Genomic DNA, 20,467 nt, shown 5'->3' with positions numbered 1-20,467 from the left:
CTGTTTGGTCCCGTTCGGCTTGCATTGCCGAAACCGACCATGCACAAATTGCGCCAACTGGGCACCCAGGCAGCCGGTTCCTGCATTTGTCGTTAAGTATTCGTGAGGTAGAAAGCCCGCCATGAGCGAAGTCATGACGATGGAGGACGAGACTCCCGCGGTCGACACCGAACGCGGTCTCGCTGTCGTGTCCATCGGCAAGCGCTACGACAAGCGCGTCGTGCTGCGCGATGTGTCGCTCGGCGTGCGCCGGGGCGAGGTCGTCGGGCTCCTCGGGCCGAACGGCGCGGGCAAGACCACGTGCTTCTATTCGATCATGGGCCTCGTGATGCCCGATTCGGGGCGCATTCTACTCGATGGCATCGATATCACCGGCCTCCCCATGTACCGCCGCGCCGCGCTCGGCGTCGGCTACCTGCCGCAGGAAACCTCGATTTTCCGCGGCATGACCGTCGAAGACAATATCCGCGCCGTCCTCGAAGTCGCGGAGCCGGACCCGGCCGCGCGCGAGGCACGGCTCGATCAGCTTCTCGGCGAATTCTCGATCGCGCGGCTCCGCAAGGCCCCCGCCATGTCGCTCTCGGGCGGCGAGCGCCGCCGCTGCGAGATCGCCCGCGCGCTGGCCGCGAACCCTTCGATCATGCTCCTCGACGAGCCGTTCGCGGGCATCGACCCCATCTCGATCGCCGATATCCGCAACCTCGTCGGCCATCTGAAGGACCGCAACATCGGCGTCCTCATCACCGATCACAATGTCCGCGAAACGCTGGAGATCGTGGACCGCGCCTGCATCATCTACGACGGCCGCGTGCTTTTCGAAGGCACGCCCGAGGCGCTCGTCGCCGACGAGACGGTGCGCAAGGTCTACCTCGGCGAGAGTTTCAGCCTCTAGCGTATGGCGATCGGTCCGCGTCTTGATCTGAGACACTCGCAGCAGCTGGTGATGACCCCCCAGCTGCAGCAGGCGATCAAGCTGCTGGCGCTGTCGAACCTCGAGCTCGAAAGCTACATCAACGGCGAACTCGAACGGAACCCGTTGCTCGAAGCGGCGGGCGAGGCGCCCGCCGAGCCCTCCGAAGCGCCCGAAATCGCCTCCGACGACTGGTCGGTTCCCGATCCCGCTGGCTCGGACCAGCTCATCGCGGCGGGCGGCGGCGATGCCGATGCGCCGCTCGACGTCGATCACAGCGCCGAGACCTTCCACCACGACTGCGCAAGCGACATGCCCGCCCCCGGCACCGGCGGCCTCGACGGCAGCCTCAGCGTCGCCGGCCCCACCGTCGCGGGCGCAGGCGGCGGCGAGGACAGCGAAGGCTTCGACGCCACGCTCGCCGCAGAGCTCTCGCTCCACGACACGCTCCTCGCCCAGCTCGCCGGCATGGACGACATCCAGCAGATTATTGCCCGCCACATCATCGATCTCATCGACGAGAGCGGCTATTTCACCGGCGACCTCAATGAAATCGGCGCGCGCCTGCTGGTGCCCACCGCCCACGTCGAGGCTGTGCTGAAGATCATCCAGACCTTCGAGCCGACCGGCGTCGGCGCGCGCTCGCTCGGCGAGTGCCTCGCGCTGCAGGCGATGGAGGCGGACCGCCACGATCCCGCGATGGCGATGCTGCTTTCGAACCTCGATCTCCTCGCGCGCGGCGAGATGGCGACGCTGCGCCGCATCTGCGGCGTCGATGCCGAAGACCTCGCCGACATGATCGCCGAGCTGCGCGGCTACAACCCCAAGCCCGGCCTCATGTATGGCGGCGAGCCCCCGCAGCCGATCATGCCCGACATCTTCGTCGGGCGCACCGCGTCGGGCGGCTGGGCGGTCGAGATCAACGCCGCGACGCTCCCCCGCCTCCTCGTCAACCGCAGCTATTATGCGGAGCTTTCCGGCACGGGCGGCAAAGCGGCGAAGAGCTTCCTGTCGGATTGCCTGCAATCGGCGAACTGGCTCATCAAGGCGCTCGACCAGCGCCAGCGCACGATCATCAAGGTCGCGACCGAGCTCGTCCGCCAGCAGGAGGCGTTCTTCCTCCACGGCGTCCAGCACCTGAAACCGCTCAATCTCCGCGCCATCGCCGACGCCATCGGGATGCACGAATCGACCGTCAGCCGCGTCACCTCGAACAAATACCTCTCGTGCGAGCGCGGCCTGTTCGAGCTGAAATACTTCTTCACCTCGGCGATTCAGGCCGCCGACGGCGGCGACGCCGTCTCGGCCGAGGCCGTGAAGACACGAATCCGCGAACTCATCGACGGCGAACGCGGCGGCAAGATCCTCTCCGACGACAAGCTCGTCGAGCTCTTGAACACCGCCGGGTTCGACATCGCCCGCCGCACGGTCGCGAAATACCGCGAGGCGATGGGCATCGGCTCCTCGGTCGAACGCCGCCGCGCAGCGGCGATCCAGAGCGCCGCCGCTTAGGCGTTTAGTCGCGCAGAAGCTCGTTGATGCCCGTCTTGCTGCGTGTCTGCGCATCGACACGCTTCACGATCACCGCGCAGTAGAGCCCCGGCCCGCCGTTCGCACCCGGCAGCGTGCCCGGCACCACCACGGAATATGCCGGCACCCGCCCGCGCGTCACTTCGCCGGTCGCGCGGTCGACGATCTTGGTGGAAGCGCCGAGATACACGCCCATCGAGAGCACCGCGCCCTCCTCCACCACCACGCCCTCGGCGACCTCGCTGCGCGCGCCGATGAAGCAATTGTCCTCGATGATCACCGGCCCGGCCTGCAGCGGCTCCAGCACGCCGCCGATCCCCACGCCGCCCGAGATGTGCACGCCCTTGCCGATCTGCGCGCAGCTGCCGACCGTCGCCCACGTATCGACCATCGTGCCCTCGCCCACATGGGCACCGATGTTGACGAAGCTCGGCATCAGCACCGCGCCCTTGGCGATGTAGGCGCCGCGCCGCGCGGCCGCGCCGGGCACCACGCGGAAGCCCGCCGCGCGAAACTGCGCTTCGCCCCAGCCCGCGAACTTCGAAGGCACCTTGTCGAACGCCGGCGCCCCGCCCGCGCCGCCGTCGACAACGGCATTGTCGTTGAGACGGAACGACAACAGCACCGCCTTCTTCAGCCACTGGTTGACGCGCCAGTCGCCGTCCACCTTCTCGGCGACGCGGTACGTGCCCGCGTCCAGCCCCGCGATCGCGGCCTCCACGGCGTCGCGCACCGCGCCCGTCGTGGAAAGGCCGAGCCCCTCGCGCTCTTCCCAGGCCTGATCGATGATGGCGGCGAGATCGGTCATGCGTTTACCCCTCTTGTAATGGAATGAAGCCAGTCGCCGACATCGGCGATCCGGTGGTCGATGCTGGTGTGATCGGCCTGATAGCTGCCGCTCTCGGCGCCGTTGTCCGCCCACACCGTGGTCATGCCCATCGCCTTCGCGGGCACGAGGTTCCGCGCCATGTCTTCAACGAACAAGGCACGTTTGGGCCGGATGCCGTGCGCCGCGCAAAAGCCGCGATAGGCGTTCGGGTCGGGCTTCGGCCGGTAATCCATGGCGTGAATGTCGTAGACCGCCTCGAACACGCTGCCGAGGCCGAGCCGGTCCAGCACCTTCTCGGCGTAAGCGGTATCGGCGTTGGTGAACACGAGCTTGCGTCCCGGCAGCTTGGCAAAGGCATCCGCCATGCGCCCGTCCGCCTCCAGCACGCCCATGTCGATGTCGTGCACGAAGCTCAGGAACTCGGCGGGCGCCACCCCGTGCCCGTCCATCAGCCCGCGCAGCGTCGTGCCGTGGTCGTGGAAGAAGCGCTTCTGCACGCGCCGCGCCTCCACCGCATCGCAGCCGATCAGGCGCATGATGAACGCGCCCATGCGCTCGTCGATCTGCGCGAAGAGGTTCGCGCGCGGCGGATAAAGCGTGTTGTCGAGATCGAAGATCCACGTCTCGATGTGGCCGAAGGCGTCCATGCCGGGGGTCATGGCTTCGACCGGCTGATTCCGCAAGCATTTGGTAATGCCTTTGCGCGACGATTCTGCCATCAGGGGCAAGACAGGAACCAGAGGGGCAGGCGAGTATGCGCCGACACGTCAGGACGCGATATCGCAGGCTTACCGCCGTTTCGACACTCTGCCTCGCCGCCTTCCTTGCCGCGTGCGGCGGAGGCGGCGGCACGCGCCCGGTGGCGCCGGGCACGGTCACGCCGCCCCCAACGCCGACCCCCACCCCGACACCAACGCCAAGCCCGGTTTACGATACGCTGGAATACAGCCGATCCAATGCCGCCGCCTCGGCCGGCGCGATCGCCGCCTATCAGGACGGCGCGACCGGCGCGGGTGTGAAGATCGCCGTGATCGACAGCGGCGTCGACATCCAGAGCGCCGAGTTTGCGGGCCGCATCGATCCCGCGAGCCGCGATATCGCGGGCTCGCGCGGCATCGACGATACCGACGGCCACGGCACGTCGGTCTCCGCCGTCGCGCTCGCTGCGAAGAACGACAGCGGTATGCATGGCCTCGCTTTCGATGCCACGCTGATCGCTCTCAGAACCGATACGCCGGGCTCCTGCGAGGACAAATGCAGCCATTCCGACAATAATATCGCCAGCGCCATCGATACGGCCGTCGCGGCGGGCGCGCGCGTTATCAACATGTCGCTCGGCGGTTCGGCCCCCTCGTCTCGCCTGCGTACAGCACTTGCCAATGCCACCGCAGCAGGTGTCATCGTCGTCATTTCCGCCGGCAACGAAAAAGAAGCAGGAGCGGGTGGCGACACCAACCCCGACCCCTTCGCACAGATCGCGGCGAACAGCTCGATTGCGCGTGGACGCATCATCATTGCGGGTTCCGTGAACGGCAGCGACGCGCTTTCGAATTTCAGTAACCGGGCGGGCAGCTATGCCGCATATTATCTCGCCACGCTGGGCGAAGGCGTCCGCAGTATCGACGAGACAGGCACTGGCCGCCTGTTCTGGGGAACCTCTTATGCCGCGCCGGGCATCTCCGGGGCCGTCGCGCTGCTGGCCGACGCCTTCCCCAGCCTTTCGGCAGACGAGATCATCGACATCTTGTTCCGCACCGCGCGCGATGCGGGCACAGCAGGCGACGACGCCGTCTTCGGGCAGGGCATCCTCGATCTCATCCGCGCGTTCTCGCCTATCGGCGGCACCTCGCTTGCGGGGAGTAGCGTGCCCGTCACCAGCGATGCGGGTTCGCTCGCCGTGCTCGGCGGCGCGCTCGGCGACGGTGGCGACCTTACCGGGACGCTTTCGGATGTCGTGGTTCTCGACAGCTACGGCCGCGCCTATGTTGCCGATCTCGCGGCCGGCGTCTCGCGCGCTGCCCCCGCGCCGCGCCTTGCCGCCGCGCTCCAGACCAACACCGAAGAGGCGCGCGATGCCTTCGGCGTCGCAGGATACAGCCTGTCGTGGAACGCTGCCGTCAGCACGCGGCCATGGCTCGGTCTCGCGCAGTCGGGCGGCATCGATGCGCGCGCCGACGCGGACGCAAGCATCACGCGCGGCTTCGTTACCGGCAGCGTCACGCCGGGCACGGGCGTCGGCTTTGCCGCCGGATACGGCGCGGACGACCTCCTCGCGAGCATGGCGGGCACGCGCGCGCCGGGCTCGCGCTTCATCGCGAGCGGAGACGCGCTCCGTGATGATGGCGTTTCCATCGCGGGCACACGCGCGGCAGCCGTCAGCCAGCGCATCGGCGGCTGGACCTTCGGCATGGCGGCGGGCACGGGCGAAACCCAATCGCTGCGCCCCGGCAGCGCGTGGGACCGGCGCCGGAGCGGAGACGCCGTGCAGCTTTTCGCCGCCAGCGCCTCGCGCCGCATCGGCGCGTCGGACGTCAGCGTCACGTGGAGCCGCCTCGACGAAAGCGGCAGCATCCTTGGCGCCGAAGGCTCGGCAGCGCTTGGGCTGACCCGCGCCTCCAGCAATTTCCTCGGCCTGGACTGGGCGATGGATGCCGGGCACGGCTGGCGCATCGCAGCGCAGGCGCGCGGCGGGCTCACCCGTCTCGATGTCGCCTCGGGCGGGCTCATCTCGGGCGCGGATGCGCTGCGCAGCCTCGCCTTCGCGTTCGATGTGACGAAATCGGGGGTCGTCGCACGCGGCGACGCGATCTCGATGCGAATCGCGCAGCCGCTCCGCGTCGAAGGCGGCGCTCTCCGGGCCGATATCCCGACGAGCTACGATTACGAAACGGAAACGGCAGGCTACACCCGCCGCACCTTCACGCTCGCGCCCTCGGGCCGCGAAATCAGCGTGGAAGCCGCATGGTCTCTACCCCTCGCAGGGCTAGGCCATCTCGACACGAACCTCTTCTGGCGCCGTGACCCCGGCCACATCGCCTCACTCGACGACGATATCGGCGCGGCCCTTCGCCTCAGAGCGCGGTTCTAGAGTGATTTCGAGGCAGGTGGCATCACCTGCCGGCTCGGAAATAACGGCAAACAAAAGATATTCTAGAGTTGTTCCGGTTCAATGAGAACCGGAACAACTCTAGAGTCCGCCCCACCTACCCCGTCACCCCGGCGCAGGCCGGGGCCCATAACCACGGTCTCATGGATACCGGCCTACGCCGGTATGACGAATGTATGGCAGGCTTTCATGATCTAACGCGCCGCCGAAACCCCATCGAGATGCCGCACGGCATCGTGCGCCAGCCGCACGACCTCGTCGTCGAACTCGGCCACAGTCGAAAGCGGCTTGCTGCACTCGGTGCAGACGATCCAGTCGCGTTCCGCAGGTCGGTCCGACACTGCAAAGTCCGTGCCGCCGCAGTTTTCGCACTTCAGGCTGACTCTGATTCCGCCAGTCATGGCTGATCTCCCCGGTTATGCTTTTGTTGCAAAGCTATCGGGCTCACGCGCGAAGTCGAGTCGTCTTGTGTAAATTGATGCCCCCGAAAAGACAGAGGGCCGGCATCCTCGTGAGAATGCCGGCCCCAGCGCGCTTTTCGGGTCTGTTTCCGACAGGGGGGATCGGAAAACGGTGCCCCGCGCGCTCTCAACGAAGCTGATCGGACTGGGACGTGCCGATCAGCTGTCGCCGCGCTCCGCGCGACGTTCCGCGCGCCTCGCCTCGTGCGCCGCACGGCGCTCCTCGGGGCTCAGCGTACCATCCTTGTTCGTGTCGGCGGCGTCGAAGCGGGCAAGCGGCTTCGCCTTCGCTTCGGCGAGCGTGATGCGGCCATCCTTGTTGGCGTCCGCGCTTTCGAAGCCCTTCTCGCCGAAGCTGCCCCAGCCCATTCCGCCGTGGCCGCCGCGATGCATCATGCGGTGGCCCTTGCGGCCATCCTTGTCGCCGTCCTTGAACTTCATCCGCATCTCGCGGCGGTCCTTGCCGTCCGCCTGCGCGGTCTCGCGGCGCTCGGCCCACTTGGCCTTCATCCCGGCGTGGTGCGAATCCCACTCGCCGCGGCTGATCTGGCCGTTCTTGTCGGCGTCCATCGCGGTGAACATGCGCGTGCGCGCCTCGGCCATCTTCCTTTCACCCTCGGCGCGGCGGGCTTCCCCCTGCGCCTTGATCTCGGCTTCGGTAACGGCGCCGTCCTTGTTGGTGTCCGCTGCGGCAAAGCGTTCGGCGATCTTCTTCTCAAGATCCGCGCGCGTCCCGGGGGCGCTCCAACGGGCAGCCTTTTCGGGGGTTTGTGGGGCTGCGGTCTGGGCGATCGCAGGCAGCGCCATCAGCGCGGCGGCCGATGCTCCGATCATCAGGAATTTGTTCACTTCGGTACTCCGTTTCAGCATCTGATTACCTGCCTATACGCAGCCCATGCTGACTCTCCCTTGAATATGCCGTTCATCAATGCGAAGGGCGCGCGTACTCCCAAGTTTTCCGCGAAAGGTTCGGTTGGATGTCTGATATCAAGCGCGTGGTTCTGGCCTTCTCTGGCGGTCTCGACACGAGCGTGATCCTGAAATGGCTTCAGCAGACCTATGCCTGCGAGGTCGTGACCTTCACCGCCGATCTCGGCCAGGGCGAAGAGCTCGGGCCGGCGCGCGCCAAGGCGGAGCTCATGGGCGTCAAGCCCGAGCACATCTTCATCGACGACCTCAAGGAAGAGTTCGTGAAGGACTATGTGTTCCCGATGATGCGCGCGAACGCGCTTTATGAAGGTCTCTACCTGCTCGGCACCTCGATCGCCCGGCCGCTGATCGCCAAGCGCCAGATCGAGATTGCCAAAATGGTCGGCGCAGACGCCGTCAGCCACGGCGCCACCGGCAAGGGCAACGATCAGGTCCGCTTCGAGCTCGGCTATTACGGCCTCAACCCCGACATCAAGGTGATCGCGCCGTGGCGCGAGTGGGATCTCACCAGCCGCACGCGCCTCATTGAGTTCGCCGAGGCGCACCAGATCCCGGTGTCGAAGGACAAGCGCGGCGAAGCGCCGTTCTCGACCGACGCGAACCTCCTCCACACCTCGTCTGAAGGCAAGGTGCTCGAAGACCCGTGGCAGGAAGTGCCCGACTACGTCTTCTCGCGCACCGTGAACCCGGAAGACGCACCCGACACGCCCGAATACATCACCGTCGAGTTCGACGCAGGCGACGCGGTCGCCGTCAACGGCGAGGCCCTGTCCCCCGCGAACCTCCTCGCCAAGCTCAACGACTACGGCCGCACGCACGGTATCGGTCGCCTCGATCTCGTCGAGAACCGCTTCGTCGGCATGAAGTCGCGCGGCATGTACGAAACCCCCGGCGGCACCATCCTCCACACCGCCCACCGCGCCATCGAACAGCTCACCCTCGACCGCGGCGCCGCGCACCTCAAGGACGAACTCGCCCCGCGCTACGCCGAGCTGGTCTACAACGGCTTCTGGTTCAGCCCCGAGCGCGAGATGCTGCAGGCCGCCATCGATCACAGCCAGCAGCAGGTCTCCGGCACCGTCCGCCTCAAGCTCTACAAGGGCTCGGCATGGGTCGTCGGCCGCAAGTCGCCGAACTCGCTCTATTCCGAGAAGGTCGTCACCTTCGAGGACGACGCCGGCGCCTACGACCAGCGCGACGCCGAAGGCTTCATCAAGCTGAACGCGCTGCGCCTGCGCCTGCTCGGGCGCCGAGACGCTTAAACCCGGGCTTAAACCCGCCTTAACCCTGCACCCCTAGTCTCGCCGCACCATGGGAACGGCGGCACGGGCGATGAAAGCGGATATCGGCGAGCTTCGCGCGGCGAGCGCGATGCTCGGCATCGCCGGGCTCTACATGGCCGTCGTGCTCGGTACCGGGCTCATTCCGGCGGGGCAGTTCGCGCAGCTTTTCTCGGTCTACGCGCAGTCGCTCGGCGCGCTCACGCTCGCGGCAGGCGGCATTGCGCTCTTCGTCGAATGCGGCCGCCGCGCACGCCGCGAGGGTACGGCACCCTCCCCTTTCGGCGTGATCCGCAGCTTCGTTACGCTGCGCTGGCAGCGCGACCGCTTCCTCAGCCTCGCCGCGCCGCCACTCGTCTGCGCGATGATGCTGGCGACGTTCAACGCCTTCAAGCAACTCGTTCTACCACGCGCGGGCTTCCACCTCGATCCGCTGTTCGCGGCGTGGGACAAGGCGCTGTTCATGGGCACAGACCCGTGGGTGGTGACGCACAAAATCCTGAGCGGCCCCGCCGCGACGCTCGCCATCGACAGCTTCTACCACGGCTGGTTCGTGCCGATGACGCTGGGCGTCATCGTCTGCGCCTACCTCCGCGATTCGCACCTGCGCACGCAGTATGTGCTCAGCTACGCGATCTCGTGGATCCTGATCGGCTCCGTCCTCGCATGGCTGCTCCCGGCCGCGGGGCCCTGTTTCTACGACGATTTCGCGGGCGGCGCGCCGACCTTCACCGCACTGATGGACACGCTCGGCAGCTACGACCGGACGCTCATCGCCGAAGGCGGTGCCGGTATCGCCGCGCTCAAGAACCAGCAGGCGCTGCTCAATCATTTCAGCAGCGGCGGCCCGCTCGTCCTCGGCGGCGGCATTTCGGCGATGCCATCGATGCACAATGCGCTCGCCGTCTTGTTCGCGCTCGGCGGTATGCGCATCAACCGCGTGCTCGGCTGGGTGATGTGGATTTACGCGACGCTGATCTGGATCGGCTCCATCCACCTCGGCTGGCACTATGCCGTGGACGGGATCGCCGCCGCCGTGCTCGCCGCGCTCATCTGGTATGTCTGCGGCCGCGCTGCCGAAGCGATGCTCTCCGCACGCCAGCACCGCGAACCCGCCCTCGCACTCGCCGAATAGGCGTCAGCGCGCGAAGACGGCGAACTTGTAGCCAAGGAAGTTGAACCCCATCGCCGCGACCGTCGCGGCGGCGAACGCCGGCGTCGTCGGCAACCCGGCGTAGGTCAGCGTGGAAAAGGTCGCGGCGTTGACGACGAGCCCGCCGAGCGATGCACCGACATAGCGGAGGAATTCCCGCCGCGTCGGCGGCGCATCCACGCGGAACGTCCAGCGCCGGTTGCCCATCCACGTCGTCAGGATCGCGAGGCCGAGCGCCGGAACCTGCGCCGCATACGGAGAAACACCGGCACGAACCAGCGCTTCGAGACTCGCCGCGCCGAGAACGAAGGCCGTTCCGCCGACGGCAAGGAACGCAGCGCCTTCGCGAAGCCGCGCCTTCACGGCGTCGGCAGCCCGCGCTGCGTCAGCAGGAACATGCGCTTCAGCTCAACACGCGAGCGCGAGACCGAATCGAGAATGAGCCCGCAGATCGCGGACATTGACGCGATGATCATCAGCGCGGCGGCGAGGATCGCGGTCGGGAAGCGCGGCACCAGCCCGGTTTCCAGATACTCCGCGACGACCGGCAGGCCGAACGCCAGCGATGCGAGCGTCAGCAGCCCGGCAATCCCGCCGAAGAAGAACGCAGGCCGCGTCTCCTTCAGCAGCAGGAAGAACACCGAAAGGATACGAAACCCGTCGTGGAACGTGCGGAGTTTGCTCACCGAGCCTTCGGGGCGCACGCCGTAGTCGGTCTCGATCTCGGCGACCGGCAGCATAAGCTGGCTCGCGTGCACCGACATCTCGGTTTCGATCTCGAAGCCGCGGCTCACTGCCGGGAACGTCTTCGCGAAGCGGCGGCTGAATACGCGGTAGCCCGAGAAGATGTCGCTGAAATCGTCGCCGAACATCCACTGGAACACGCCGTTGAACAGGCGGTTACCGATCGCGTGGCCGGATCGCCCGGCGTCCTGCCGCACGCCGCGCCGCGTTCCCACCACCATGTCGAGCCGGCGTTCCACAAGCGCCTTCACCAGCATTGGGGCGTCAGCCGCCGCATAGGTGCCGTCGCCGTCCGCCATCACGTAGATGTCAGCGTCGACCTCAGCGAACATGCGGCGCACCACGTGGCCCTTGCCCTGCCGCGTCTCGCGGATGACGATCGCGCCCGCGCGTTCGGCGACGCGCGCCGTATCGTCGGAGGAATTGTTGTCGAACACGTAGATGACCGCGCCGGGAAGCGCGTCCGCAAAGCTCGCAACCACATGCGCGATCGTCGCCGCCTCGTTGTAGCACGGCAGCACGACGGCGGTGGCAAGGCCGACCCGCGACTGCGCGGTGTCGAACTGCGAGGCGGACGGAATCGAGACCATGGTTGTTCCTCGGGCGGAAAGTTCCGATGGCCCGAACTCTAGGGCGGCGATGGCTTCCAACTGGTTAATATTGCACCGCTTCGAAGCTGACTGTTAACCATGCGCCGCGTAGACCGGCGCGCATGGATACGGATCGGACCCGCGGCTTTCTCGTGCCGCTCATCATCATCTGGCTGCTCGCCGCGCTCGCGCTCGTGGTGGTGAACCGCGCGGATATCGCCGCGCTCGACCTTCCCGATACCGACGACGCGCAGCGGCTGATGCAGGTGCGCGACTGGCTCGGTGGACAGGCATGGGGCGATATCGATCAGCACCGCATGAACCCGCCCGCAGGCGCGAACATGCACTGGTCGCGCCTCGTCGACCTGCCGATCGCCGCGATCATCGTCGTCACGGAGCCCGTCTTCGGCCGCGCCGTCGCCGAGCGCATCGCCGGAACTGCCGTCCCCCTCCTTGCGCTCCTCGTCACGATGGGCGCCGCCGCGCTCGCGGCCTTCCGTCTCGCCGGGCGGCAGGCGGCGATTCTCGCGGCGGTGTTCATCGCGGCGAGCGGCCAGATCCTGTCGCTGTTCAAGCCGCTCCGCATCGATCACCACAACTGGCAGATCGCGTTCATGCTCTGCGCCGTGGCCGCGCTCTGCGATCCGCGCCGCCGCTTCTCGTCGGGCATCGTCGCCGGCCTCGCCACTGTCGCGGCGCTCGTTATCGGGCTCGAAATGCTCCCGCACCTCGTCGTCGCAGGTGCGATCCTCGTGCTCGGCTGGTGCCTGCAACCGGCACTCGGGCGGCTGCTTGCGGGTTACGGCGTCGCGCTCGTCGCGGGATCAGCGCTCGCTTTTCCAGCCTTCGTGCCGCCCGCGCGCTGGTGGTTCGCCGCCTGCGATGCCTTCTCGCCCGTCTATGCCGCACCGCTCGTGTTCGGCGGCGCGCTCGCCGCGATCCTGCCGCAGATCGATGTGCTGACCACGCCCGTCAGGCGGGGCATCGCTGCCATCCTCGGCTTCGCAAGCGTCGGCATCGCCGTGCTCGTCGCCTTCCCTCACTGCGCGGGCGGCCCGATGGCGATGCTCGATCCCGCGTTCCTGCCGGTGCTAGCCCGCATCAGCGAGGCGCGCTCGATCGTGAGCTATCTCGGCACCGAGCCCGAAACCGCAATCGCGTTCGGCCTCTATCCCTTCATCGGCATCGCCTGCGCCTTCGTGATGCTGCGCCGCGCGGACGCGGACAGCCGCTTCGGCTGGAGCCTCGTCTTCGGCCTCCTCGCCACCACGACATGGCTGATGTTCCTGCAGCTCCGCGCCGCGACCGGCCCCAATGCACTCGCCGCGATCGCTGCCGCCGCCGTCGCCGCGATGCTGCTGCCCCGCGCCCGCGCGATCCCGTCGACGCTGCCGCGTATCGGCGCAACCATGCTCGTGCTGGTCGGCCTCACCAGCGCGCTTCCCATGTTCGCGGCGCTCGCGGCGAAGCGCATTGGCGGCTCTCCGAACACCATCCCCGCAACCGAACCCCTCGCCTCGTGCACCGCGTCCTCGACACTCGCGCCGCTGAACGGCGTGCCGAAGGGGATCATTGCCGACGTGTTCGACATGGGCCCCGCGATCCTCGTCCACACGCCGCACAGCGTCATCGCCGGCCCCTATCATCGCAACGCGGCCTCCATCGCGGACACGGTGCGTCTGTGGCGTGCGGACGATGAAGAGGCAAAGATGATCGCCGCCCGCTACGGCGCGACCTACGTGCTCGGCTGCGTCGGCACCAACGACCTTGCGGCCGCGAAAAAGGAAGCACCCGAGGGCCTGTGGGCCCGCCTCGAAGCCGGTGAAGTCCCCGCATGGCTCGAAGCCGTGCCGATGCCGAAGGGCTCGCCCCTGCGGCTCTACCGCATCAAAGGCTGAAGCTCGCCCGGATTCCGTCGATCACATATTGCGCGGCGAGCGCGGCGAGGATGACGCCGAGCAGCCGCGTGATCATCGCCTCCAGCTTGTCGCCGAGGAAGCGCATCAGCGGCCCTGCCGCGAGCAGCGCGACGAGCGTGGAGGCAAGCACGATGGCGAGCGCGGCGAGCACCACACTGCGTTCCGCCCAGCCGTTCGCCTGCGAGGTGAGCAGCATCACGCTCGCGATCGAGCCCGGCCCGGCGAGCATCGGGATCGCCATCGGGAACACCGAGACGTCTTCGATCTCCTTGGATGCGACCTCCTGTGCGCGCGAATTGCGTCGTTCGGTGCGCTTTTCGAACACCATTTCGGACGCGATCAGAAACAGGAGGATGCCGCCCGCGATACGAAACGCATCGAGGCTGATGCCGAGCGCAGCAAGCATCCCCTTGCCGAGAAAGGCGAAGAACAGCAGCACCGCCGCCGCCACCAGCACCGAGCGGATCGCCATCGAGCGGCGCTGCTGCGCGGAAGCGCCCGCCGTCAGCGAGGAATAGATCGGCGCGCATCCCGGCGGATCGATCACCACGAACAGCGTGGCGAGCGCCGAGATGAACAGCTCGGTCATTACAAGCCTTCGGGCGCCGGCAGACCGGCACGGCGATGCGCGGCGACGAGCGTATTGCGGAGAAGCACGGCGATGGTCATCGGCCCGACGCCGCCCGGCACCGGCGTCACCGCGCTCGCGGTCTCCAGCGCCTCGGTGTAGGCAACGTCGCCGACAAGCCGCGTCTTGCCCTCGCCGCGTTCCGGCGCCGCGATACGGTTGATACCCACGTCGATCACGACCGCGTCCGGCTTCAGCCAGTCGCCGCGCACCATTTCCGGGCGCCCCACGGCCGCGACCACGATGTCCGCCTCACGCACCACAGCGGGCAGATCGGCGGTGCGGCTGTGCGCGATGGTCACGGTCGCGTTCGCCGCGAGCAGAAGCTGCGCCATCGGCTTGCCGACGATGTTCGAGCGTCCGATCACGACCGCACGCTTCCCCGAAAGGTCGCGGCCGAGCCGGTCTTCGAGCAGCATCATGCAGCCGAGCGGCGTGCACGGCACGAGGCCGGGAAGCCCGGTCGCAAGCCGACCAGCATTCACAATGTGAAAACCGTCCACATCCTTGTCGGGGTCGATCGCCTCGATCACCGCACTCTCGCGCATGTGCCTGGGCAGCGGCAGCTGCACGAGGATGCCGTCGACGTTCTCGTCCGCGTTCAGCTTTTCAACGAGCGCGATCAGGTCGGCCTCGGGCGTGTCTGCGGCCAGTCGGTGCTCGAAGCTCACCATACCGGCCTCGACGGTCGCCTTGTGCTTGGAACCGACATAGACTTGGCTTGCCGGATCCTCGCCGACGAGCACGACCGCAAGACCGGGCCGATGCCCCGTCGCCGCAAGAAACGGTGCCACCGCGGCGGAAACACGTCCGCGGAGACCTTCGGCAAACGCCTTGCCGTCGATACGCTCAGCCGCCATTTGAAAACTTTCAGCCCGCCATGATGTCGAAGACCAGCGCCGGAACCAGCCGCTGGATGAGGATAAGGCCGAGGATCAGCACCATCGGCGAAAGGTCGATACCGCCAAGATCGGGGAGCACGCGCCGGATCGGCCGCAGCATCGGTTCGGTCAGCCGGTCGAGCCCGGTCAGCAGGCTGCGCACGAATTGATTGCTGGTGTTGATGACGTTGAACGCCACCAGCCAGCTGATGATGACCTGCGCGATGATGATCCAGATCACGAGCTGGATGACCATCGTAAAGATACCGAGCAGAGCCGCGACCGTATTCATGCTAGTCCATTCCTTGGCACACCGTGCAGGACTGTCTCCTAGCCGCGCACCGAAACGGTGTCCACCGCGTCCTCCGCGCCGAGCCCGTTCTCGATCGCATCGATCGCGGCAAGGAGCCCGGCCTTGTCGCAGCGCGCCGCGATATCCGCCTCGATCGCGAGCACGCCGGGCGCGATCTCGCCGTACAGGCGCTCGCCGTCCGCCGTCAGCGTCAGCCGCGAGGTGCGCCCATCGCGGTCGTCCGCCGCGCGCCGCATCAGCCCGCGCGCGATGAGCGCGGAGACGGCCCGGCTCACCGTCGCCTTCTCCATCGGCGTCATCCGCACCACGTCCTGCGCGCTCCGCCCCGGCTTCTCGGCGACGGCCGCGAGCACGCGCCACTGCGGCGAGGACAGCCCGCAGCCTTCATAGACACGCGCCAGCCGCTGGCTCAGCCGGTCGGAAAGCACCGCGACGCGGTAGGGCAGGAACGTGTCGAGACGGATCGGAGGCATATCGTTCCACTTGCAACAAGTTTCATATGAAACTAATATCACGGAATAACGACTCGAAGCAAATGAGGGAGAGAGCGTCAATGGCCGACCTTTTCGAAAACCCGGCAGGGCTCGATGGATTCGAATTCCTGGAATTCGCCGCGCAGGATCCCGCGCTCGTCGACCGCGTGTTTCGCCAGCTCGGCTTCACCCCCATCGCGAAGCACCGCTCGAAGGACGTGACGCTTTACCGGCAGGGCCACGTCAACTTCCTGCTGAACGCCGAGCCGCGCTCGCCTGCCGCCTTCTTCGCCGAAGAGCATGAAGCCGGCGCCTGCGCGATGGGCTTCCGCGTGAAGGACGCCGCGAAGGCCTATGCGCACGCCATCGCGAACGGCGCCGAACCCATGCCGACCTCCACCGGCTGGATGGAGCTTCGCCTCCCCGCCATCAAGGGCATCGGCGGCAGCCTTATCTATCTCATCGACCGCTACGGCGACGATGCCGATATCTACGATATCGATTTCCGCTATTTCGAAGGCGTCGACCGCCATCCCAAGGGCGCAGGCCTCGAGATCATCGACCACCTGACGCACAACGTCTATCGCGGCCGTATGAAGTTCTGGGCGGAATTCTACGAGAAGCTCTTCAACTTCCGCGAGATCCGTTATTTCGACATCAAGGGCGAGTATACCGGCCTCACCAGCAAGGCGATGACTGCGCCTGATGGCAAGATTCGCATTCCGCTGAATGAGGAGGCGAAGCAGGGCGGCGGCCAGATCGAAGAATTCCTGATGGCGTTCAACGGCGAGGGCATCCAGCACATCGCGCTCTCCACGAACGACATCTACGGCACCATCGACAGCCTGCGCGCCCTTGGCCTGCCCTTCATGACCCCGCCGCCCGAAACCTATTACGCAATGCTCGATGAGCGCCTGCCCGGCCACGGCGAACCGGTCGATGCGATGAAGGCGCGCGGGCTTCTGCTGGACGGTTCCACAGAGAACAACGACCCCCGCCTGCTCCTGCAGATCTTCTCGGGCAACATGCTGGGGCCGGTATTCTTCGAGATCATCCAGCGCAAGAAGGACGAAGGTTTCGGCGAGGGCAACTTCAAGGCCCTGTTCGAATCGATTGAACGCGACCAGATCGAGCGCGGCGTGCTCGAAACCGCGGAGGCCTGAGCTATGAAGCGCTACCTCAATTTCCCGCTGGTGAAGGGTGAAGCGAGCCGTCAGGCCCATGCCGACCTCCCGGAAGGCACCTACGAGCGCGAGATGTCGAAGGAGGGTTTCTTCGGCCCTGCCGCCTTCTTCTATCATCGCAATCCGCCCACGGGCTGGATCGACTTCGATGGGCCGCTCGCGCCGCGCGCCTTCGACCTCACGCAGATCAACGAAGCACCGAATTCGCTCTGGTCCGCGCCTGTCGTGCTCCACAACAAGGCCACCGAAATTCGCCTGTGGCGCCTCGCAGAGGCCATGCCGAGCCTCGACCGCAACGGCGACGGCGACCAGATTCTCTTCGTACATCGCGGCGCAGGCGATTTCTTCTGCGACTTCGGTCACCTCGCGATCGGGCAGGGCGATTATGTCGTCATCCCGCGCGGTACGATGTGGCGCATCGTGCCCACGGAGCCGATGCAGATTCTCGCTGTCGAGGCGACGAACTCCAGCTACACGCTCCCCGACAAGGGGCTGCTGGGGCCGCACGCAATCTTCGATCCGGCGGTGATGGACACACCCGAGATCGACGACGCCTTCCGCGCGCAGCAGGGCGACCTCGAAACGCGCGTCGCGGTGAAAAAGCGTGGGCAGGTGTCGTGGATGACCTATCCGTTCAATCCGCTCGACGCGGTGGGCTGGCACGGCGAGTTGTCGGTCGCACGGCTCAATGTGCGGGACATCCGCCCGATCATGAGCCACCGCTATCATGTGCCGCCCTCGGCGCACACGACCTTCCTTGCAGACCGCTTCGTGATCTGCACGTTCGCGCCGCGCCCGTTCGAAACGGACCCGAAGGCGTTGAAGGTGCCGTTCTTCCACAACAACGACGATTACGACGAAGTGCTGTTCTACCACGACGGCGACTTCTTCAGCCGCGACAACATCCACCCCGGCATGATGACGCTGCACCCCACCGGCTTCACGCACGGCCCGCACCCCAAGGCGCTCACCCGCATGTTCGAGCAGCCCAAGGCGATGACGGACGAGTATGCTGTGATGATCGACACGCGCGATCCGCTCGAAATCGGCGAAGCGGCTTCCGCTGTGGAATGGACCGGTTACAAGGATAGCTGGAAAGCCAAATCCTGAAGGGGGTCCACATGAAGGGTACGATCCTGTCCGCGGCGGTGCTGTGCCTCGCCGCACCGATGGCGAATGCCGCCGCACCGGGTTCGCCGCAGGGCACCGCGGCGCTCAGCCTCTACAAGGACATCGTCGAAATCCGCTCCGCCGCGGGTCACGGCAAGGTGCCCGAAGTCGCGGCGCGCGTCGTCAAGGATCTGAAAGCGGCGGGCTTCGCGGACGCGGACATCAAGGTCGTGCCGATGGGCGAGACCGTGTACCTTATCGCCCGCTATCCGGGGAAAGCGGGCAGCAAGAAGCAGCCCGTCGCCTTCCTCGCCCACATGGACGTCGTCGATGCGAAGCCCGAGGACTGGTCGTTCGACCCCTTCGTGCTGCGCGAGAAGGATGGCGATTTCCTCGGCCGCGGCACGCTCGACAACAAGATGGGCGTCGCCCACCTGACGCGCGCCTTCGCCGACCTCAAAACGAGCGGTTTCGTACCGGACCGCGACCTCTACCTCGGCTTCTCCGGCGACGAGGAAACCGGGATGGCCACGACGCGCGCGCTCGTCGACGCGCTGAAACCCGCGAAGCTCGAATATGCGCTCAATTCGGACGCGGGCGGCGGCGCACTCGCCCCGGACGGCAAGCCCTTCGGTTACGGGATGCAGGTCGCCGAGAAGACCTTCGCCACGTTCGACGTGACGATCCGCAACGAGGGCGGGCACTCCAGCCGTCCGCGCAAGGACAACGCGATCTACGATCTCGCCGCGCTCCTCAAGAATGTCGAGACGCTCAAATTCCCGATTCAGGCGAACAGCGTCACGCGCGCCTCGTTCGGCGCGATGGCGAAGGAACTGAAAGCCTCGCAGCCGCAGGTCGCCGAGATGCTGCGCCGCTTCTCGGAAAATCCGAACGACGCCGAAGCCGCCGCCGCGCTCTCGTCGAGCGAGGAATTCGAACCCGAGATGCGCACCACCTGCGTCGCCACGATGCTGAACGCGGGCCACGCTGAAAACGCACTGCCGCAGCGCGCGATCGGCACGGTAAACTGCCGCATCTTCCCCGGCGTGGAGGTGGCGACCGTGCAGGCCGCACTCGAACAGGCGGGCGGCAACCCGAAGGCCGAATGGAAGGTGCGCGGCACGCCAACGGCAAGCCCTGTTTCGGAGCCACGCCCCGACGTAACCGCCGCCGTGAAATCGGCGCTGGCGCTGCACTATCCCGGCGTCGCGATCACGCCCTATCAGGAGTCGGGCGGCACTGACGGCATGTGGTTCCGCATCGCGGGCGTGCCCACCTTTGCCGTGTCGCCGATCTTCATGGACATGAAGAAGATGCGCGCGCACGGGCTCGACGAGAATGCGCCCGTGGCCTCCTTCTACAACGGCCTTGATTACTGGCCGCACCTTATAAAAACGCTTGCCGGAGGGAAGAAATGAAGCTTGCCAGCCTGAAGGGTGGCCGGGATGGCCGTCTGGTCGTCGTGTCGAAGGATCTCGCGTGGTGCGCGGACGCGTCCGCCATCGCCCCGACGCTGCAGGCCGCGCTCGACGACTGGGACGTGGTGGCCCCGAAGCTCGAAGCCCTCGCCACCGATCTTGCGCACGAAGTGATCCCCATGATGCGCTTCCACGAGCGCGAGGCGCATTCGCCCCTCCCGCGCGCCTTCCAGTGGGCCGACGGCTCGGCCTACGTGAACCACGTCGAGCTGGTGCGAAAGGCGCGCGGCGCAGAGCTCCCCGAAAGCTTCTGGACCGATCCGCTGATGTACCAGGGTGGCAGCGATTCGTTCGTCGGCCCGCGTGATCCGATCGTGCTCGTCGACGAAAGCTGGGGCTGCGACCTCGAAGCCGAGGTCGTCGTCGTCACCGGCGATGTGCCGCAAGGCGTTTCCGCCGCAGACGCGCGCCAGCACATCCGCCTCGTCGGCCTCGTCAACGACGTCTCCTTGCGCAATCTCATCCCCGCCGAACTCGCGAAGGGCTTCGGCTTCCTCCAGTCCAAGCCCGCTAGCGCCTTCTCGCCGGTGTTCGTGACGCCGGATGAGCTCGGCGCCGCGTGGGACGGCGGCAAGCTTCTCGGCACGCTCAAGGTCGATCTCAACGGCCAGCCGTTCGGCCGCGCCGAAACGCATGTCGACATGACCTTCGATTTCGGCGTGCTGATCGCGCACCTCGCGAAGACGCGCGATCTCGAAGCCGGATCGATCGTCGGCTCCGGCACAGTCTCGAACCGCGACGCAGGCGGTGGGCCGGGCAAGCCCATCGCACAGGGCGGCCTTGGCTACTCCTGCCTCGCCGAAGTGCGGATGGTCGAGACGATCCTGTCGGGCAAGCCCGAAACGCCGTTCCTCAAGTATGGCGACAGCGTCCGCATCTGGGTCGACGACAGCACCGGCCACAGCATTTTCGGCGCGATCGAGCAGACCGTCGCGGCAAGCTGAGCAG

The 20,467-nt window shown here is 66.7% G+C and carries 20 protein-coding genes; 10 read left to right on the top strand and 10 right to left on the bottom strand.

Annotation, left to right across the window (positions count from 1 at the left end; translation table 11 throughout):
- Positions 1–121 precede the first annotated feature (121 nt).
- Positions 122–892, top strand: a complete 771-nt coding sequence (gene lptB, locus ACFQ00_RS08265) for an LPS export ABC transporter ATP-binding protein (RefSeq protein ID WP_293780668.1) — start codon at positions 122–124, stop codon at positions 890–892.
- A 3-nt stretch (positions 893–895) separates the two neighbouring features.
- Positions 896–2,422, top strand: a complete 1,527-nt coding sequence (gene rpoN, locus ACFQ00_RS08260) for an RNA polymerase factor sigma-54 (protein ID WP_381488880.1) — start codon at positions 896–898, stop codon at positions 2,420–2,422.
- A 4-nt stretch (positions 2,423–2,426) separates the two neighbouring features.
- Here rpoN and dapD read toward each other — a convergent pair whose 3' ends face one another.
- Entirely contained in the window at positions 2,427–3,248 is an 822-nt protein-coding gene (dapD, locus tag ACFQ00_RS08255) for a 2,3,4,5-tetrahydropyridine-2,6-dicarboxylate N-succinyltransferase (RefSeq protein ID WP_381488877.1), read from the bottom strand.
- A complete protein-coding gene (locus tag ACFQ00_RS08250; protein WP_381490851.1) occupies positions 3,245–3,916 on the bottom strand; it encodes a pyrimidine 5'-nucleotidase in 672 nt (223 codons plus the stop codon). The genes dapD and ACFQ00_RS08250 overlap by 4 nt, the downstream gene beginning before the upstream one ends.
- Before the next feature lie 107 nt (positions 3,917–4,023).
- On the opposite strand from ACFQ00_RS08250, the gene ACFQ00_RS08245 reads away from it, so the two are divergent.
- Positions 4,024–6,357: a S8 family peptidase gene (locus tag ACFQ00_RS08245; RefSeq protein ID WP_381488874.1), complete on the top strand. Its 2,334-nt coding sequence runs from the start codon at positions 4,024–4,026 to the stop codon at positions 6,355–6,357.
- 212 nt (positions 6,358–6,569) lie between these two features.
- On the opposite strand, the gene ACFQ00_RS08240 is transcribed toward ACFQ00_RS08245, so the two are convergent.
- Both ACFQ00_RS08240 and ACFQ00_RS08235 read right to left on the bottom strand, forming a co-directional pair.
- Positions 6,570–6,776 carry a hypothetical protein gene (locus ACFQ00_RS08240; protein WP_381488871.1) on the bottom strand — a complete coding sequence of 69 codons (207 nt, stop codon included), beginning with the start codon at positions 6,774–6,776 and terminating at the stop codon, positions 6,570–6,572.
- A 219-nt stretch (positions 6,777–6,995) separates the two neighbouring features.
- Positions 6,996–7,706: a calcium-binding protein gene (locus ACFQ00_RS08235; RefSeq protein WP_381488868.1), complete on the bottom strand. Its 711-nt coding sequence runs from the start codon at positions 7,704–7,706 to the stop codon at positions 6,996–6,998.
- 107 nt (positions 7,707–7,813) lie between these two features.
- Here ACFQ00_RS08235 and ACFQ00_RS08230 point away from each other — a divergent pair, with 107 nt between their 5' ends.
- Both ACFQ00_RS08230 and ACFQ00_RS08225 read left to right on the top strand, forming a co-directional pair.
- Positions 7,814–9,028 carry an argininosuccinate synthase gene (locus tag ACFQ00_RS08230; RefSeq protein ID WP_381488865.1) on the top strand — a complete coding sequence of 405 codons (1,215 nt, stop codon included), beginning with the start codon at positions 7,814–7,816 and terminating at the stop codon, positions 9,026–9,028.
- A 70-nt stretch (positions 9,029–9,098) separates the two neighbouring features.
- Positions 9,099–10,181 (top strand): phosphatase PAP2 family protein, encoded by a 1,083-nt coding sequence (locus ACFQ00_RS08225; protein WP_381488863.1) that lies wholly within the window; start codon positions 9,099–9,101, stop codon positions 10,179–10,181.
- Between the two features lie 3 nt (positions 10,182–10,184).
- Here the strand turns inward: ACFQ00_RS08225 and ACFQ00_RS08220 are convergent, their stop codons facing one another.
- Both ACFQ00_RS08220 and ACFQ00_RS08215 read right to left on the bottom strand, forming a co-directional pair.
- On the bottom strand, positions 10,185–10,562 hold the full coding sequence (locus ACFQ00_RS08220) for a GtrA family protein (RefSeq protein WP_381488861.1): 378 nt from the start codon (positions 10,560–10,562) through the stop codon (positions 10,185–10,187).
- A complete protein-coding gene (locus tag ACFQ00_RS08215) occupies positions 10,559–11,533 on the bottom strand; it encodes a glycosyltransferase (RefSeq protein WP_374597116.1) in 975 nt (324 codons plus the stop codon). The genes ACFQ00_RS08220 and ACFQ00_RS08215 overlap by 4 nt, the downstream gene beginning before the upstream one ends.
- Before the next feature lie 122 nt (positions 11,534–11,655).
- On the opposite strand from ACFQ00_RS08215, the gene ACFQ00_RS08210 reads away from it, so the two are divergent.
- On the top strand, positions 11,656–13,431 hold the full coding sequence (locus ACFQ00_RS08210) for a hypothetical protein (protein WP_381488857.1): 1,776 nt from the start codon (positions 11,656–11,658) through the stop codon (positions 13,429–13,431).
- On the opposite strand, the gene ACFQ00_RS08205 is transcribed toward ACFQ00_RS08210, so the two are convergent.
- From ACFQ00_RS08205 to ACFQ00_RS08190, 4 genes are read right to left on the bottom strand one after another with little or no spacing between them, the layout of a single operon-like run.
- Entirely contained in the window at positions 13,421–14,041 is a 621-nt protein-coding gene (locus ACFQ00_RS08205) for a MarC family protein (RefSeq protein ID WP_381488854.1), read from the bottom strand. The two genes, ACFQ00_RS08210 and ACFQ00_RS08205, sit on opposite strands and share 11 nt — an antisense overlap.
- Complete coding sequence (folD, locus tag ACFQ00_RS08200; protein ID WP_381488852.1) at positions 14,041–14,940, bottom strand: bifunctional methylenetetrahydrofolate dehydrogenase/methenyltetrahydrofolate cyclohydrolase FolD; 900 nt, start codon at positions 14,938–14,940, stop codon at positions 14,041–14,043. Before folD ends, ACFQ00_RS08205 begins: the two co-directional genes overlap by 1 nt.
- A gap of 10 nt (positions 14,941–14,950) precedes the next feature.
- Positions 14,951–15,253: a YggT family protein gene (locus tag ACFQ00_RS08195; protein WP_121047312.1), complete on the bottom strand. Its 303-nt coding sequence runs from the start codon at positions 15,251–15,253 to the stop codon at positions 14,951–14,953.
- Positions 15,254–15,291: 38 nt separating this feature from the next.
- Complete coding sequence (locus tag ACFQ00_RS08190; RefSeq protein WP_374597109.1) at positions 15,292–15,747, bottom strand: MarR family winged helix-turn-helix transcriptional regulator; 456 nt, start codon at positions 15,745–15,747, stop codon at positions 15,292–15,294.
- An 80-nt stretch (positions 15,748–15,827) separates the two neighbouring features.
- On the opposite strand from ACFQ00_RS08190, the gene hppD reads away from it, so the two are divergent.
- The 4 genes from hppD to ACFQ00_RS08170 are packed head-to-tail and all read left to right on the top strand — an operon-like array spanning position 15,828 to position 20,463.
- Positions 15,828–16,910, top strand: coding sequence for a 4-hydroxyphenylpyruvate dioxygenase (gene hppD / locus ACFQ00_RS08185; RefSeq protein WP_381488845.1), 1,083 nt, complete (start codon positions 15,828–15,830; stop codon positions 16,908–16,910).
- 3 nt (positions 16,911–16,913) lie between these two features.
- On the top strand, positions 16,914–18,041 hold the full coding sequence (locus ACFQ00_RS08180) for a homogentisate 1,2-dioxygenase (protein ID WP_381488842.1): 1,128 nt from the start codon (positions 16,914–16,916) through the stop codon (positions 18,039–18,041).
- 11 nt (positions 18,042–18,052) lie between these two features.
- Positions 18,053–19,459 carry a M20/M25/M40 family metallo-hydrolase gene (locus ACFQ00_RS08175; RefSeq protein WP_381488839.1) on the top strand — a complete coding sequence of 469 codons (1,407 nt, stop codon included), beginning with the start codon at positions 18,053–18,055 and terminating at the stop codon, positions 19,457–19,459.
- The gene (locus tag ACFQ00_RS08170) at positions 19,456–20,463 is read left to right on the top strand and encodes a fumarylacetoacetate hydrolase family protein (protein ID WP_381488836.1); all 1,008 of its coding nucleotides are present in this window, start codon (positions 19,456–19,458) and stop codon (positions 20,461–20,463) included. The genes ACFQ00_RS08175 and ACFQ00_RS08170 overlap by 4 nt, the downstream gene beginning before the upstream one ends.
- Positions 20,464–20,467 lie beyond the last annotated feature (4 nt).

This window comes from Sphingosinicella xenopeptidilytica, assembly GCF_042676985.1.
GTDB lineage: Bacteria > Pseudomonadota > Alphaproteobacteria > Sphingomonadales > Sphingomonadaceae > Sphingosinicella > Sphingosinicella xenopeptidilytica.
The sequence above is the reverse complement of the archived record's forward strand: the minus strand, read 5'-3'. Positions and strand labels throughout refer to the sequence as shown.

Bases quoted from the DNA above. Each gene is read 5' to 3' on its own strand.
- ACFQ00_RS08225 (WP_381488863.1), top strand. From the start codon at position 9,099: ATGAAAGCGGATATCGGCGAGCTTCGCGCGGCGAGCGCGATGCTCGGC.
- folD (WP_381488852.1), bottom strand. From the start codon at position 14,940: ATGGCGGCTGAGCGTATCGACGGCAAGGCGTTTGCCGAAGGTCTCCGC.
- ACFQ00_RS08235 (WP_381488868.1), bottom strand. From the start codon at position 7,706: ATGCTGAAACGGAGTACCGAAGTGAACAAATTCCTGATGATCGGAGCA.
- ACFQ00_RS08205 (WP_381488854.1), bottom strand. From the start codon at position 14,041: ATGACCGAGCTGTTCATCTCGGCGCTCGCCACGCTGTTCGTGGTGATC.
- ACFQ00_RS08210 (WP_381488857.1), top strand. From the start codon at position 11,656: ATGGATACGGATCGGACCCGCGGCTTTCTCGTGCCGCTCATCATCATC.
- ACFQ00_RS08215 (WP_374597116.1), bottom strand. From the start codon at position 11,533: ATGGTCTCGATTCCGTCCGCCTCGCAGTTCGACACCGCGCAGTCGCGG.
- ACFQ00_RS08170 (WP_381488836.1), top strand. From the start codon at position 19,456: ATGAAGCTTGCCAGCCTGAAGGGTGGCCGGGATGGCCGTCTGGTCGTC.
- ACFQ00_RS08175 (WP_381488839.1), top strand. From the start codon at position 18,053: ATGAAGGGTACGATCCTGTCCGCGGCGGTGCTGTGCCTCGCCGCACCG.
- ACFQ00_RS08195 (WP_121047312.1), bottom strand. From the start codon at position 15,253: ATGAATACGGTCGCGGCTCTGCTCGGTATCTTTACGATGGTCATCCAG.
- ACFQ00_RS08180 (WP_381488842.1), top strand. From the start codon at position 16,914: ATGAAGCGCTACCTCAATTTCCCGCTGGTGAAGGGTGAAGCGAGCCGT.
- dapD (WP_381488877.1), bottom strand. From the start codon at position 3,248: ATGACCGATCTCGCCGCCATCATCGATCAGGCCTGGGAAGAGCGCGAG.
- ACFQ00_RS08230 (WP_381488865.1), top strand. From the start codon at position 7,814: ATGTCTGATATCAAGCGCGTGGTTCTGGCCTTCTCTGGCGGTCTCGAC.
- ACFQ00_RS08250 (WP_381490851.1), bottom strand. From the start codon at position 3,916: ATGGACGCCTTCGGCCACATCGAGACGTGGATCTTCGATCTCGACAAC.
- ACFQ00_RS08240 (WP_381488871.1), bottom strand. From the start codon at position 6,776: ATGACTGGCGGAATCAGAGTCAGCCTGAAGTGCGAAAACTGCGGCGGC.
- ACFQ00_RS08245 (WP_381488874.1), top strand. From the start codon at position 4,024: ATGCGCCGACACGTCAGGACGCGATATCGCAGGCTTACCGCCGTTTCG.
- lptB (WP_293780668.1), top strand. From the start codon at position 122: ATGAGCGAAGTCATGACGATGGAGGACGAGACTCCCGCGGTCGACACC.
- hppD (WP_381488845.1), top strand. From the start codon at position 15,828: ATGGCCGACCTTTTCGAAAACCCGGCAGGGCTCGATGGATTCGAATTC.
- ACFQ00_RS08190 (WP_374597109.1), bottom strand. From the start codon at position 15,747: ATGCCTCCGATCCGTCTCGACACGTTCCTGCCCTACCGCGTCGCGGTG.
- rpoN (WP_381488880.1), top strand. From the start codon at position 896: ATGGCGATCGGTCCGCGTCTTGATCTGAGACACTCGCAGCAGCTGGTG.